The sequence below is a fragment of the Gordonia sp. ALPHA1B1 genome, from assembly GCF_005502615.1.
Taxonomy (GTDB): Bacteria; Actinomycetota; Actinomycetes; order Mycobacteriales; family Mycobacteriaceae; genus Gordonia; species Gordonia hongkongensis.
This window is the reverse complement of sequence record NZ_SCOC01000001.1, coordinates 130690-145655: the sequence shown is the minus strand read 5'-3', so window position 1 is coordinate 145655 and position 14966 is coordinate 130690. Positions and strand designations below refer to the sequence as shown.

Genomic DNA, 14966 nt, shown 5'->3' with positions numbered 1-14966 from the left:
GTCTTCGTCGGGTGTCGAGTCGTCATTTGTCGAGCGGCACCGTGCGCGCGTTCGGGTCGTAGCCCGGCGGCGGTCCGGCGGTGTCGTCGCCCGGCGGTCGTGGTGCGTTGGCCGAGCCGCGGATCTGCTGGTTGGGATCCTCGGTCACACAGTACAGATTGACCGGGACCGCCAATTCGAGGATCTGGGTCGGCCGGCGCGGCGTGACCGGGTAGTTGCAGGCCGGGCGCGGGTACACCGAACCCAAGACCCACCACGCGCCGTCGTGGAACATGGCGAGGCTCTTGATGCTGGCGTCGCGGATCGACGGCAGCAGCACCGCCAGCGCCGGGGCGCGCAGTGCGCCCTGCTCGGCGATGTCGAGGAACTGCTTCATCACGTTGGTCACCGGATCGGTGAGTTGGTTGATCGATCCGGCGAGGCTCGTCATCTGCGACGGTCCGCGGTCGAGGAGCGTGCGCAGTTCCTTGTCCGCGGCGGCCGCGGCGTTGATCAGGTCACTCAGCGACGAGACGGTGTCGCCGAAGTCGGGCTGGATCTGCGAGGTCGTCTCGAAGATCGTGCCGGCGTTCTTGATCAGGCGCGTGGTCTCCGGCAGCGCGGTGTAGAGCTTGGCGAAGATCGTTCCGCCCGAGTCGAACAGGACCTTGAGGTCGTTGTTGCCGTCGTCGGTGTTCAGCGCGATCCGCAGGTTGTCGACGGCCGACCGCAGCTGCTCGGCGTCGATCTCCTGGATCAGTTCCAGCGAGGACTCGAGCAGATCCGGGAACGGCGTGGTGACCTCGGTCTGCGCCGGACCGATGCGATCGCCGTCTTTCAGGTACGGCCCGTCGTTGGTGGTCGGCTGGAAGTCGACGTACTGCTCGCCCGCCGCGGACAACCCCAGTGCCGCGACCTTGGAATTACGGTTGATCTTGTACCGCGAGTCGATGGAGACCTTCACGGTCACCGACTCAGGTTGCACCTGCAGCGACTCGACGTCGCCGATCTTGGCTCCGCGCAACGTGACACCCGAGGTGTCCTGCAGGCCGCCGGAGATCGGGAAGTCGATGGTCACCGAGTACTTGCTCTCCAGCGGCCGCCAGCTCAGCGCCCCCATCGACAGGTAGGCAAGGCCGACGAACATCACCACGACGAGCGCGATGTTGCCGAACAGCACCGAGTGCTTGCGCAGGAAACCGACCACGCCGCTCATCCGCAGCACCCCCTGGTTCCGGTCAGCCGGGCGAGCAACCGGGCGACGGTCTGTTGGAGCGCCTCCGAACCGCGGTCGATGTCGGACGCCTCGGGAAGCCTGCTCGCCGAGTCGAATCCGACGCCCGGGTTCAGCCAGTAGACCTTCGCCGACACGACCGCCGCGCTACCCGGCGTGGACTTGGCCCACTTGGGCACCAGCACGTGCAGGTTGTCGGCGAGCGAGCCCAACGGGCCCGCCGCCTGCCGCAGCCCGGCGAGCACCGTGTTCAGGTGCTCGAGCATCTCGACCAGATCGTCCTGGTCGGTGTCGAGGAAATCGTTGGTCGCCGCGGTGACCGTCTGGGTCTTGTCCAGCGTCGTGAGGATCGACCCGATCTGCGAGTTCAACGACTCCAGGGCGGGACCGAGCTTGTTGATCGACGCCATGATCTGGGCGCGTCCGGCCGCGAGCTCGCCGGTGAAGACCCGGGTGGTCTCCAGCGAGCGGTCCACGCGGCCGGCGTTCTGGTTGAGCTTGCGGATACCGGTCGTCAGTCCGTTGATGGCTCCGCTCAGGTCCGACGGATTCGTCGCGACGGCCTTGCTCAGCTCCGTCAGGACGATGGTCAGCGAGTTGAGCGAACCGCTGTCGACGACACCGGACATGCTGATGAGCAGATCCTCGACGGTGGACGCCGCGGAGGTGGGACCGGTCAGGGTGTCCCCGTTGCCCATGTAGCCATCGGGAGCATCGGGCGGCGGCAGCAGCGCGACGAACACGTCGCCGAGCGGGGTCGCCTGGCGCAGTTCGGCGCCGGTGCCGACCGGCAGGCGCGCGTCCTTGCTGACGTCCATCGTCACCACGGCCTTGTAGTCCTTGGCGCTGATGGTGTCGACCTGCCCGACGTCCATGCCGTTGAGCTTCACCTTCGCCCGGCTCGGCAGGTTCAGGGCGTTGTCGAAGTTCGCGGTGATCCGGATGGATTCCCCGATGCCGCCCGGCGCGGGCAGCGGGATCTGCTCGACGGTGAGCCCGGGCAGCATGCCGCAGCCGGTGAGGCCCATGAGCGCGGCCGTCAGCAGCGCGAGGACGCTCCCCCGGCGCACCCGGGTCCGCCGGGGCGTGGTCTCACGGCGCCCGATGTGCAGGGAATGCCTTGTCGCCGCCCTCATTTGACCAGCTCCCACATGGCCGAGTAGATGCCCAGGTCGGGACCGAAATCCTTCAGCTTGCCCGTGCGGCAGCCGTCCTTCTGCAGGTTGATCGCCTCACAGAACTTGGCGAGCAGCTCGTTGTCCACCAGCGACTTGGCGAGCAGCACCTGGTTTCGCCCCGCGCCCTGCTCGGCGGAGATCGAGTTGCTCAGGTTCTGGAACAGCAGCGGCGCCACGTCGATCGTCTCGACCACCTGACGCGAGTAGTCGCTCAGGTTCGCGGTCAACGCCGCGAGGCGGTCGAAGGACACCGAGATCGTGTTGGTGTTGCCGCGCAGGAACTCGGTCGTGTTCTGCAGGGTCTGGTTGAGGTTGCGCAGGGTCGCGACCAGACCGGGCGACTGCTGCCCCAGCAGTTCCGACACCTCGTTGACCGACTTCGAGAACGCCGTCATCTTCGGGTAGTTCTTCACCAGTGTGGTGGTCAGTCCCTCGATGGTCTCGATGACGTCGACGAGCGCATCGCTGTTGCCGGATACCACCTCCGACGCCTCGCCCAGCTGCTCGAGGGCGGCACGGATCTCCTCGCCGTTGCCGTCGGCGATCCCCGCGGTGATGTCGATCATGTCGGCCAGCGGGGCCGGGCCGCCCTTCGGTCCCTTCAGCGCGACGACGAGCCCGTCGATGGCGTCGAAGAGTTCCCCGATCGAGACCGGCGCCTTCGTCTCCTGGATGACGCTGCCGTTCTCGAGCTTCGGACCCTCCTGGTAGACGGGGCTCAGCTCGACGTGCCGGGTGGTGACGATCGAGGTGTTCACGATCGCGGCGGTCGCGTCGGCCGGGACCGGGATGTCGGAGTCGATGGTCATGGTGACCTTGACCCGATCGCCCTGCGGCTCCACGGAGGTCACCTGTCCGACCGGCATGCCCAGCACCGAGACGTCGTTGGTCTCGTACAGGCCGGCGACGTTGTCGAAGTAGGCGGTCACCTCGATCGCCTGACCGAACGCGGCCTTCCAGCTGCCCGGGATCATCGAGCATCCCGAGAGTCCGACGACGGCGAGCAGGGCGATGCCCGCCAGCAGCGTCGAGCGACGCAGTTTCGTCATGCTCAGCATCCGTCCACCACCTTGGCAAGGCAGAGCCAGTTGTCCGGGAAGATGCCCCACGGCAGGTAGCTGTTCACGTAGGGGCCGTCGCCGATCACGTTGTTGGTCAGGCGCGCGGTCACCGGCAGGATCTCCAGCAGCTTGCGGAGATTGTTGCGGTTCTTCTCCAGGCCCTGGGTGATCGTGTTGAGGTTGGCCATGATCGGGGCGAACTGGTTCGCGTTCTCCCCGGCGACCGCGCTGGCCTGTTCGGTCAGCTCGGCGATGCCGTCGAGCAGTCGGGTCACCAGTTGTTCGCGCGCCACGATCTTCTGGGTCAGCTCACGGCCCTGACCGACGATCACGGCGAGCTGTGCCTGGTTGTCGTTGACGATGTTCGTGATCGTCTTGGTGTCCTCGATCAGCTGGTTGAGCTGGTCCTTGCGCTGGGTGATGACCTCCGACATCTGGGTCAGCGCCTCGAAGGTCGGCTTGGTTATCGCCGGGACACCCGACATCTGCGAGTTGAGCTCGTCGATGCTCTCCGCGAGCGTCTTGTCGTCGATGCCGGTGAGGATCGGCGCACCCTCCTCGATCGTCTGGTTCAGGTCGTAGGGCACCGCGGTGTTCTCGATGTGCCCGTCCTTGATGCCCTCGTCCGATCGGCCCAGCGACACATCGACATAGCGCTGACCGAGGAGCGTCGACATCTTGATCTCCGCCGATCCGTCGGACTTGACGTGCACGTCGTCGTCGACCTTCATCGCGACCGCCACGTGGTCGCCGGCGAGCTTGGTCTCGGTGACCTCGCCGACGTCGACGCCGGCGACGCGGACCTTGTCGCCGGGGCGGATGCCACCGGCCTGGGCGAAATCGGCGGTGAGGGTCTGCTTGCCGAGATGCGCCTCGGCGAGCGCGGTCACGCCGAGCAGCAGCGCGACGATGACGACCGCGCCGATGACGCCGGTCCAGACCCGGGAGTTGCTGCGGAAGCTCTTGCGAAACCAGCTCATCGGCACACCACCGAGTGGTTGGTGCCGCCGATCTTGTTGAAGATCCCCGGCGGCAGCAGCACGTCGCCGATCGCGACGTCGAGGTCGCAGGCGTAGCTGCTCAGGTAGGCGCCCTCGCCGAGCACCTGCGCGAAGTGCCCGAGGAAGACCGGTGCGTCGACGGCCATCCGGTCGAGCTTCGCGCCGTTGGCGATGAGCGTGTTGGTGGCGATCCGCCCGTTGGTGGCGGCGGCGGCCAGGCTGTCCCGGCTGCGGCTCAGGACGTCGGCGAATCCGCTTGCGGTCCGGCCGATGTCGGTGACGGCGCTGCCGAAGGCCGCCGAGTTCGCGTTGAGGTTCTCGATGAGGTTGCCCATCGATTCGATCACCGTTCCGAACTGGTCGCCCTGACGGGACAGGTCGCGCATCACGGTGCTCAGGTTGTCGATGATCGCGCCGATCACCACGTCGCGGTTGGCGGTGTCCTCGGCGAGCCGGCCGACCTCGGCGACGGTCCTGGTCAGCGCCACCGTGTTGTCGGGGTCGTTGAAGACCTCGATCAGGCCCTGCGACAACGCGTTCACCTGGTCGGCGTCGAGGGTCTCGAACACCGGCTGGAAACCGCCGAGCAACTTGGTGACGTCGTAGGAGTCCTCCGACGGCATCTCCAGCGTCGAGCCCGGCTTCAGCGGCTCGCTCGGCTTGCCGTCGACGAGGGTCAGGTTGAGGTACCGCTGGCCGATCAGGTTCTGGTAGCGGATCGCCGCCCGGGTGTTGGTGTAGACCTGCTGATCGGTCTGCACCTCGAATTCCACCCGGGCACGGTCGCCGTCGAGGTCGATCTTGTCGACGCGGCCGACGCGGACGCCGGCCATGCGGACGTCGTCACCCTTGGCTAGGCCCGAGGCATCGTCGAAGAAGGCGGTGTAGTTGTTCGTCGACCCCGACACCGACCGTTCCAGGGTCGAGAAGATCACATAGGTCACGAGCAACGCGAGAACAGCGAAGATCGAGAAGCCGATCAGCGGTTTGCGGATCGAACCCGAGGCCGAGCTCATCGTCCCCCTCCCTGCCCGGGCGCAGCGGCGTCACTTGCTTCGATGGACTGGACCAGCGGCCCCAGCATGATCGTGTCGGCCGCCGACGGCGTGCGGCGCAGCACCGCGCCGAGAGTCTTGTTGTCCGAATCGGTGGTCACCATGCCGACCGGCCGGTTCCGGCGCATCCCGTCGGACGGGTAGATCTGCAACGGACCCGACATCGTCGGTCCGGTGCCGGTACCGGGCCCCACACATCCCGGTCCGCGCAGCTGCCCGTACGGCCCGCCGTCGTAGACCGGGCAGTTCTGCCGCTTGTACTGCACGAACGCGCCGAAACTGACGCCGATGTTCAGCTGCAAGTGGCCGTTGGTGCCGGTGAAGACCGTCAGCACGCGCGCGGCGAGCTTGTTCAGCGCGACGATCGCCTCCGGCAGCGAGTTCGGTTCCAGCACCGTGGCGCCCAGCATGCGGTTGAGGTCGGAGATCAGGCGCTGGCCGCCGTTGCCGTTGCGCGCGAACATCAGCTGCGTCTGGTCGAGCAGACCCTGGGTGCCCGACAGCAGTGCGGCGAGGTCTCGCTGCTTCTCGGCGAGCGTCACCGACGGGATCACGCTGCGCCCCAGGGCGTCGAGCAGCTCCGGCGCCGACTGGGCGAGGCCGCTCAGCGAGCGGTCGAAGTTGTCGAAGCCCGGCGGGGCGCCGGCCGGGAACTGCGCGTTGATCGAGTCGAAGTAGTTGCGGAGGATGCCCACGAACGAGCCGAACACCGAGCCGCCGCCCTTGAGCGCACCGGCGATGGTCCCGAGCACCTCGGCGAGATCCTCCGGCGGCACCGCGTCGAGCAGGCGGTTCAGCTCGTTCTGCGCGTCCTGCAGCTTGATGGTCTCCAGCGACGTGTCGGCCGGGATGACGGCGCCGTTCGACAGGCGCTCGGTGCCGGGGTCGGCGGGGCGCACCAGCTCGACGGAGTTGACGCCGAACAGGTTCGACGGCACGGTCCGCGCCGTCACCGACGCCGGGATCCCCTCGGCCTGCTTCGGTGTGATGTCGATCTTGACCTGCTTGACGACCTTCGCGGCGTCCTCCCGGCTGTCCTCGTCGACCGAGATCGACTCGACCGACCCGACGATCAGGCCGTTGTAGCGGACGTCGGCGCCGGGGGTCAGGCCGTCGCCGACGTCGACGAGGTCGGCGGTCACGGCGACCGTCTTGGTGAAGTCGCCCTGGTAGCGCATGAACAACAGGACGAAGACCACGAGCAGGACGAGCACGAAGGCGATCCCCCGCAGCACGTACTGCGTCATCGAGGGATTGCGTCCGTCGGTTGCGATGTTCACCGGATCCCCCTCATCCCGAGATCTGGATTCCGGGCGAGGTGCCCCAGAAGACGAGCGTCATGATCAGGTTCGCGAACACGATGACGATGATCGCGAGTCGGATTGCGTGTCCGGCGGCAACTCCCACACCTTCGGGCCCCCCAGCGGCGAAGTATCCGTAGTAGCACTGGATGAACGTCGTCAGCAGTACGAAGACGATCACCTTGATGAACGAGAACACCATGTCCCACGACAGGATGAACGAATGGAAGTAGTACAGGTAGGTGCCCGCGCCCTGCCCGCTCTGGAGCATGAACATGACCTCGCACGCGAGGTAGTTCGCGGCGAGTGACACCGAATAGAGCGGGATGATCGCGAGCACCGCGGCGCACATGCGCGTGGTCACCAGGTACGGCAGCGGCCGGATCGCGATGGCCTCGAGCGCGTCGATCTCCTCGGCGATGCGCATCGAACCCAGCTGGGCGGTGAACCGGCACCCGGACTGCGCGGTGAATGCGGTCGCGGCGAGCAGCGGCGCGATCTCGCGGGTCGTCGCGAACGCCGACAGGCCGCCGGTCACCGGCGACATGCCGAGCAGGTTGAGTGCCGTGTACCCCTCGATGCCGACGGTCGCCCCGCCCATCACGCCGAGGATCACCATGACGCCGACGGTTCCGCCGCCGACGACGATCGCGCCGTTGCCCCAGGCGACGTCCGACAACAGACGCCACACCTCCGAGCTGTACTGCCGGAAGGCCAGCGGGACGGCGCCGATCGACCTGACCAGGAACGTGATCAGGTGGCCCATCGCCGCGAGGCCGTTGCGCGGCGCGTGATAGACGACCTTGGCGGCCGCCTCGACCGGCTTCAGGACCGGTGGCACATACCGTGACGCGGTCATCTCACACCACCTTCGCCGGGAAGAGGATCGCGAACAGCTGCGTCAGGATGACGTTCACGGTGAACAGCAACAGCACCGAGTTCACCACCGCCGCGTTCACCGAGTTGGCCACGCCGGCCGGACCGCCCTTCGTCGACAGGCCGCGATCGCAGGCGACGATCGCCACGATCGCGCCGAATATGACGGCCTTGGCCAGCGCGAACATCAGGTCGGACGTCGTCGCGAAGGACGCAAAGGTGCCCGTATAGCTACCGGGGGTGCCGCCCTGGAAGTAGACGTTGAAGACGTAGCCGGTGATGAAGCCGACGAAGCAGACGAAGCCGCAGAGCAGGAAGCTGACCACCATCGTGGCGAGCAGGCGCGGCGAGATGAGACGTTCGATGGGGTTGACGCCCATCACCTTCATCGCGTCGATCTCGTCGCGGATCGTGCGGGAGCCGAGGTCGGCCGCGATGGCCGAGCCGACCGCGCCGGCGAGCAACAGCGAGGTGACCAGGGGCGCGCCCTGACGGATGACGCCGAGGCCGGTGGCCGCGCCCGAGAACGAGGTCGCGCCGACCTGACCGGCGATGTTCGACACCTGGATCGAGACGATGACGCCGATCGGGATGGCGACCAGCAGCGTCGGGAAGACCGAGGTCGAGGCCATGAACGCGCACTGGCGGACGAACTCGCCGAAGGGGAAGCGCCGCTTGGCGATGTCGGCGAAGAGCGTGCGGAACACCTCGACGAACATGCCCAGCTGTCGTCCGAAGGTGTCGAACGAGGCCACGACGTGCTTGTCGAACCACGCGCGAAGCGCATTCGGCCTCTTCCGGCCGACCTCCTCCTGCTCAGAGGTCACAGCGTCTGTGCTCAATCCCTACCCTTGCGTCTCGGCTTACCCCGTTCACCGGCCGTGTCAGGCCATGATGTCCGCGAGGACCACTTCGTCCTCGCGCACACCGTCCGGCGTATCTGCTCGACGTGCCCCCGACGGGCATGAGCGTCGCCGTAATATACCCCGCTTTCGCGTCTCAGTTGTGTGTGGGGTCACAGTAGCGCCGGTCTGCGCGGGGGTCAAGTCCCGTGAGGTGGTGTACGACGTCGTCGCGTGATTCCTCGTCGGTGGGTCAGGCGGTCAAGGCCGGTGTCACCTCCTCGGTGTCTTCGGTGACGCTGTCGGTGGGCGTGTCGGTGCGGGAGCGGGCGAGTACGTCGAGTCCGAGGTAGCGGCGGCCTTCGATCCACTCGTCGTGCTGTTCGGCGAGCACCGCTCCGACAAGTCGGATCAGAGCGGTGCGGTCCGGGAAGATACCGACCACGTCGGTCCGACGGCGGATCTCCTTGTTGAGCCGCTCCTGGGGATTGTTGGACCAGATCTGCCGCCAGATCTGCTTGGGGAACGCGGTGAACGCCAACAGGTCGACCCGGGCGGCGTCGAGGTGCTCGGCGACCTTCGGCAGCTTGGCTTCGAGGGCATCGATCACTCGATCGTATTGTGCGTGCACGGAATCCGCGTCGGGCTGGTCGTACACCGAGTGCAGCAGTGTCTTCACCCAGGGCCACGACGACTTCGGGGTCACCGCCATGAGATTGGTCGAATAGTGCGTCCGGCATCGTTGCCAGGACGCGCCGGGCAAGGTGGCGCCGATCGCGGACACCAGGCCGGCGTGGGCGTCGGAGGTCACCAACTGCACCCCGGACAGGCCTCGGGCGACCAACCCGCGGAAGAAGGTCAGCCAGCCGGCGCCGTCTTCGGCGGAGGTGACGTCCAGCCCCAGGATCTCGCGGTAGCCGTCGCCGTTGACCCCCACCGCGACCAGGGCGTGTACGTTGACCACCCGTCCGTTCTCGCGGACCTTGAGGACCAGGGCGTCGGCGGCGACGAACGTGTACGGCCCCTGATCGAGGGGTCGGTTCCGGAAGGCCTCGACCTGGGTGTCGAGGTCTTTCGCCATCACGCTGACCTGGGACTTCGACAGCGAGGTGATCCCGAGGGTGTCGACGAGTTTCTCCATCCTTCGGGTCGAGACGCCGAGCAGGTAGCAGGTCGCAACGACCGAGGTCAGGGCACGTTCGGCGCGTTTGCGCCGCTGCAGCAGCCAGTCCGGAAAGTACGAACCCTGCCGCAGCTTGGGGATGGCCACGTCGAGGGTGCCGACGCGGGTGTCGAAGTCCCGATGCCGGTAGCCGTTGCGGACGTTGACGCGTTCGTCGGAGCGTTGGCCGTAGCCCGCGCCGCACAGGGCGTCGGCTTCGGCGCTCATCAGGGCGTGGATGAACATCGTCAGCAGCTCGCGCAGCAGGTCGGGGCTGGCGCCGGTGAGTCGGTCTTCGACAAGCTGGCGGAGGTCGATATCGTGGGCAGTGGTCATCGCGTGCTCTTTCGTCGAGTCGAGTTGGTAGCTCTCTCGAAGAATCACGCGGTGACCGTCTTTCGTGCGGCTACGACACGCCGGCCAGTTCGTTCAGGTCCGGTTCGTACACCATCTTCATGGACGCAACCCTGCGCGGGAGTCGGGTTCGACATACCGTGCACGAATGGGCGTAGGCGACCGTGAGTCCCCCGGTGTGGAGAAGACCCTAACCTGGACGATCGACCAGCGACGGGCGAAACTGCCCCTTCGCTCCGATCTCGAGCCGTTCGTCCCGCCTCGGGGCGTCGACGAGGTCCGGGTGTGGGCGCCGGGCGCCGCGTCGGTGGCACTCGCCGTCGCCACCGGCCCCGACTCCCCGACGTCGTCGTACCCGATGCGCCGGCAGCCCGACGGGTGGTGGCTACCCGACGGCGTCCCCGACGGAATCGGCGCCGTGCCCGTCTCCGAACTCCGGTACGGCTTCTCGATCGACGGCGGCGCGGTCCGGCCCGATCCCCGCTCGGTCCGCCAGCCCGAGGGCGTCCACGGGCTGTCCGCGTTGTTCACCGTCGACGAGACGACGTGGACCGACGACTCGTGGGGCGGCGCCGACGTGCGCGGCGCGATCGTCTACGAACTGCACGTCGGCACCTTCACCCCCGCCGGGACGCTCGACTCGGCGATCGCGCGCCTCGACCACCTCGTCGACCTCGGGGTCGACTTCGTCGAGCTCATGCCGGTCAACGCCTTCAACGGAGCCCACAACTGGGGGTACGACGGGGTCGGTTGGTATGCGGTGCAGGAGGCCTACGGCGGCCCGGCCGCGCTCGCCCGGTTCGTCGACGCCTGCCACGCCCGCGGCCTCGGCGTGGTGCTCGACGTCGTCTACAACCACCTCGGCCCGTCGGGCAATTACCTACCGGAGTTCGGGCCGTACCTGTCCACCGGCACGACGTCGTGGGGCTCGTCGGTCAACCTCGACGGTCCCGACTCCGACGAGGTGCGCGCGTTCATCGCCGGGACCGCGCTGCGGTGGTTCACCGAGTTCCACGTCGACGCGCTGCGGCTCGACGCCGTGCACGCGCTGCATGACGAACGCGCCGTCCACGTCCTCGAGGAACTCGCCGCCGCCACCGATGCGCTGGCGGCCCGGCTCGGGCGGCCGCTGTCGCTGATCGCCGAGAGCGACCTCAACAACCCGCGGCTGGTCATGTCGCGCGCCGACGGCGGATACGGACTCACCGCGCAGTGGGACGACGACATCCACCACGCGATCCACACCTTCGTCTCCGGCGAGCGACAGGGCTATTACGCCGATTTCGGCAGCGCCGAGTGCCTGGCGAAGGTGCTCACCGGAGGGTTCTTCCACGACGGCACGTACTCGTCGTTCCGGCGGCGCAACCACGGCCGGCCGATCCCCACCGACTTGGTGCCGGCCTCGTCGTTGCTCGCCTTCACCTGCAACCACGACCAGATCGGCAACCGCGCGGTCGGCGACCGGCCGTCGGAGTACCTCGACGGAGGGCAGCTGGCGATCAAGGCGGCGCTGGTGCTGCTGTCCCCCTTCACCCCCATGCTGTTCATGGGCGAGGAGTGGGGCGCGCGAACGCCGTTCCAGTACTTCACCTCCCACCCGGAACCGGATCTCGGCCGCGCCACCGCCGAGGGCCGCAAGTCGGAGTTCGCCGAGCACGGGTGGGATCGCGACGACGTCCCCGATCCGCAGGACCCGGAGACCTTCACCCGGTCGAAACTGGACTGGTCGGAACCCGACGGTCCCGAGCACGCCCGTCTCCTCGACTTCTACCGCTCCCTCATCGCGCTGCGGAAGGCCGAACCGGCCCTGCACGATCCGGCATTCGACTCCGTGGCCGCCGAATTCGACGCGGGCTGGTTCGCGATGCGTCGCGGCGACTGGTGGGTGTTCGTCGTCCCGGGTGAGGACCCGGTTGCGCTCCCCCGCCGGCTCGACGTCCGGCTCGCCTGGGAACCGCCGGCGCCGGACGGGATCTCGCCGGGACACAACGTGATCGTCGGAGTGGCGGCGGATTGACCGCCCGGGGCCGCGCCCGCCGCGGCTTCGGGTTCACGACATCGCCTGGCAGCGCTCAGGTCAGGTATTCGTAGGCGGGCGACCCGGGTTCGAGACGCTCGCAGTGCAGCCGCGAGTGCGCCATCCGGTCGAGCAGCGCACCGAGGTCCTCCGGCCGGCCGAGCTCGATGCCGACGAGCGCGGCCCCGGTTTCCCGGTTGTTGCGCTTGACGTACTCGAACAGCGTGATGTCGTCGTCGGGTCCGAGGACCTCGTCGAGGAAGCGACGCAGTGCGCCGGGCTCCTGCGGGAAGTCGACGAGGAAGTAGTGCTTGAGCCCGCGGTGGACCAGGGAGCGCTCGATGATCTCGCCGTAGCGGGACACGTCGTTGTTGCCGCCGGAGATCAGGCACACCACGGTGGCGCCGGCGGGCAGGTCGAGCTTGTCGAGCGCGGTGACCGCGAGCGCGCCCGCGGGTTCGGCGATGATGCCCTCGTTCTGGTAGAGCTCGAGCATCGCCGAGCAGATCGCGCCCTCGTCGACGTGCAGGATGTGCGCCGAACCCGGCTTCGGGGAGATCCGCTCGTCGGGAACGATTCGGGTCTGCGGGGCGTCGGTGATCGACGCGAGGATCGGGTGGTCGCTCACCGAGGCGCCGAGGTCGGCCATCACGCGATGCCCGATCGTCCCGATCCGCTTGACCGCCGCGCCGTCGACGAACGGGTCGATCGCGTCGAGCGTGACGGGTCCGCCGTCGACGAGGGCCGCGGTCAGCGACACCGCGCCGGTCGGCTCGACGCCCACGATCGACACCTCCTCGGAGATCCCGCGCAGGTAGGTGGCCATCCCCGCGAGGCAGCCGCCGCCCCCGACCGGAGCCACCACGACGTCGGGCACGCGGCCGAGCTGTTCGACGATCTCGCGCGCGATGGTGCCCTGACCGGCCGCCGTCCGCGGGTCGTCGAAGGCGTGGATCCAGGTGGAGCCGGTGCTCATCACATCGGCCTGCGCGGCCGCCGCGGCGGCGTCGTAGGTCTCGCCGATGGCCTTGAGCTCGACGTATTCGCCGCCGTGCCAGATGATCCGGTCGCGCTTCTGCTTCGGCGTCGTCGTCGGCACGTAGATGCGGCCGTGCACCTTCATCGACTTGCACGCGAAGGCGACGCCCTGGGCGTGGTTGCCGGCGCTGGCGGCCACGACTCCGCGCGCGAGCTCCTCGTCGGTGAGCTGGGCCATGACGTTGTAGGCACCGCGCAGTTTGTACGAACGGACCGCCTGCAGGTCCTCGCGCTTGAGGTAGATCTCCGCGCCCGACGCCGACAGCCGAGGGCACTGGTCGAGCGGGGTCCGGGCCACCGCCGGGGCGATTCGGGTCGACGCCGCCTCGATGCTGTCGACCGACAGCGTCGAACCGTGAGCAGGGGCCTGGGCGTCGTGCGTGTTCACGAAGTCCATGTTCTCACTGCGCTCTCGGCGGATTTCTGACCGGGTGCGCGCAGGACGGAGGTCCACATGTGCTCACGAGGTGTTCCGGGTGCGACGGTTGGGTACCCGGGCGGAGCCACCCCGACCGAGCCCACCCCACCGAGCCCACCCCGACCGAGCCCACCCGCCGCCACGGCGAGGACGGTGCCCACGACCCGCGATCTGTAGGAGCAGCCATGAGAAGCCTGCGCATCCCGTCCCGCACGAAGGTCGTCGCCGCCGCGGCGGCCATGGCGGTCGCCGCCGGACTCGTGAGCGCGATCGGCACCGCGCCCGCAGGCGCCGCCCCCTCGTGCCCCGGCGCAGCGCCCGCACGTCTCGTGGGCTCGATCCCCGGGGCCGCGCTCGAAGGCCTGACGGTCGATGCGTCGGGCCGTCTGTACACCACCGACCTGATCTCCGGGCGGGTGTTCCGGTTGTCCCGGCCGGGTGCGCCGGCGGTCCCGATCGCCCGGGTCCCCGACGGCGGCGCGGGTGCGCTCGCCTGGACCCCGGACGGCACCTTGCTCGTCGGCTACGGCGCCGATCCGCGGGTGATCGCCGGGGACGTGCTCCGGCACGCGTCCATCGGGCGCCTCGACGTCGGCACCCGCGCGTTCCGCCCCTGGGTGAGCGGGCTGTCGGCCGCAAACGGAATGGACGTCTCGGCACGGGGAAATGTCTATGCCACCAACGACTTCGGCAATCTCATCGGTCGGGTCGCCCCGGGCGGCTCGGTGAATGCGGCATGGGGATCGCTGCCGAGCGCGAACGGCGCGGTCCTCGGCCGCGACGACAACTGGTTGTACGTCTCGCGCACCTTCGTGAACCCCGGCGTCAGCCGCATATCGACGACGAACCCGCGCACTGTGCAGAGCCTGCTGAGCGTCGGCGCGGCGTCGACTCCCGACGGCCTGACGCTGGACTCGCGGGACCGCCCGATCGTTCCGTTCAACGCCACCGGCGAGATCGTGCGGATCTCCTCACCGGGACGCCTTTGCGTGCTCGCGAGCGGACTGCCGACGTCGAGCGTGGTCTCCTACGGCCGTGGCACGCAGGGCTTCTCGGCGGGAAGGCTGTTCCGCGCCGGCTTCGACGGCCGGATCTACGAGATCCCGGGCGGATTCGACCGGGGCGCCACGGCCGCGTTTCCCGCCAGGTAGCGTTCGCCCCACCACACGGCGAGCACGACGACCGCCGACACCCAGGCCGAGGCCTGCGGCGAGCCGAAGATCACCAGCGTCGCCAGCGCGGCGACCACTCCCGCCAGAACGGCGTGTGCCTTGTGGGCCGGCCAGCGGACCCCGAACACCTCGACCGTGGCGCGGGCGCGACGGGCCGGTCGGTACGCGTTGGTGCCGATCATCGTGGTCATCAGCGAACACACTCCCCTCGCCGGGCACGTCCTTCATGGTCGTGGCCACGAGTATAGCGCTCGGCGAAGGAAAAGTTTCGGTCGACC

13 protein-coding genes are annotated in these 14966 nt (G+C 68.3%); 2 read left to right on the top strand and 11 right to left on the bottom strand.

Features of this window, described 5'->3' with window-relative positions:
- Positions 1–22: 22 nt before the first annotated feature.
- From FFS52_RS00640 to FFS52_RS00600, 9 genes are all read right to left on the bottom strand, one after another.
- The gene (locus FFS52_RS00640) at positions 23–1195 is read right to left on the bottom strand and encodes an MlaD family protein (RefSeq protein WP_137808498.1); all 1173 of its coding nucleotides are present in this window, start codon (positions 1193–1195) and stop codon (positions 23–25) included.
- The gene (locus FFS52_RS00635; protein ID WP_137808497.1) at positions 1192–2349 is read right to left on the bottom strand and encodes an MlaD family protein; all 1158 of its coding nucleotides are present in this window, start codon (positions 2347–2349) and stop codon (positions 1192–1194) included. Before FFS52_RS00635 ends, FFS52_RS00640 begins: the two co-directional genes overlap by 4 nt.
- Entirely contained in the window at positions 2346–3449 is a 1104-nt protein-coding gene (locus FFS52_RS00630; protein WP_068970333.1) for an MCE family protein, read from the bottom strand. Before FFS52_RS00630 ends, FFS52_RS00635 begins: the two co-directional genes overlap by 4 nt.
- Entirely contained in the window at positions 3443–4432 is a 990-nt protein-coding gene (locus FFS52_RS00625; RefSeq protein WP_068970355.1) for an MCE family protein, read from the bottom strand. Before FFS52_RS00625 ends, FFS52_RS00630 begins: the two co-directional genes overlap by 7 nt.
- Positions 4429–5469 (bottom strand): MCE family protein, encoded by a 1041-nt coding sequence (locus FFS52_RS00620; RefSeq protein WP_137808496.1) that lies wholly within the window; start codon positions 5467–5469, stop codon positions 4429–4431. Before FFS52_RS00620 ends, FFS52_RS00625 begins: the two co-directional genes overlap by 4 nt.
- A complete protein-coding gene (locus FFS52_RS00615; protein ID WP_137808495.1) occupies positions 5466–6788 on the bottom strand; it encodes an MCE family protein in 1323 nt (440 codons plus the stop codon). The genes FFS52_RS00620 and FFS52_RS00615 overlap by 4 nt, the downstream gene beginning before the upstream one ends.
- Before the next feature lie 10 nt (positions 6789–6798).
- Positions 6799–7668 carry an ABC transporter permease gene (locus tag FFS52_RS00610; RefSeq protein ID WP_006898406.1) on the bottom strand — a complete coding sequence of 290 codons (870 nt, stop codon included), beginning with the start codon at positions 7666–7668 and terminating at the stop codon, positions 6799–6801.
- Between the two features lies 1 nt (position 7669).
- Positions 7670–8527, bottom strand: a complete 858-nt coding sequence (locus FFS52_RS00605; RefSeq protein WP_040526072.1) for an ABC transporter permease — start codon at positions 8525–8527, stop codon at positions 7670–7672.
- A gap of 253 nt (positions 8528–8780) precedes the next feature.
- Positions 8781–10025, bottom strand: a complete 1245-nt coding sequence (locus tag FFS52_RS00600; protein WP_068970330.1) for an IS256 family transposase — start codon at positions 10023–10025, stop codon at positions 8781–8783.
- Positions 10026–10191: 166 nt separating this feature from the next.
- Here FFS52_RS00600 and treZ point away from each other — a divergent pair, with 166 nt between their 5' ends.
- Positions 10192–12060, top strand: a complete 1869-nt coding sequence (gene treZ / locus FFS52_RS00595) for a malto-oligosyltrehalose trehalohydrolase (RefSeq protein ID WP_223258847.1) — start codon at positions 10192–10194, stop codon at positions 12058–12060.
- Positions 12061–12115: 55 nt separating this feature from the next.
- Here the strand turns inward: treZ and ilvA are convergent, their stop codons facing one another.
- Entirely contained in the window at positions 12116–13495 is a 1380-nt protein-coding gene (ilvA, locus tag FFS52_RS00590; RefSeq protein ID WP_137808494.1) for a threonine ammonia-lyase IlvA, read from the bottom strand.
- A gap of 206 nt (positions 13496–13701) precedes the next feature.
- On the opposite strand from ilvA, the gene FFS52_RS00585 reads away from it, so the two are divergent.
- On the top strand, positions 13702–14667 hold the full coding sequence (locus FFS52_RS00585; RefSeq protein ID WP_109237667.1) for an SMP-30/gluconolactonase/LRE family protein: 966 nt from the start codon (positions 13702–13704) through the stop codon (positions 14665–14667).
- Here FFS52_RS00585 and FFS52_RS00580 read toward each other — a convergent pair.
- A complete protein-coding gene (locus FFS52_RS00580) occupies positions 14610–14879 on the bottom strand; it encodes a hypothetical protein (protein WP_040526130.1) in 270 nt (89 codons plus the stop codon). The two genes, FFS52_RS00585 and FFS52_RS00580, sit on opposite strands and share 58 nt — an antisense overlap.
- Positions 14880–14966: the final 87 nt, after the last annotated feature.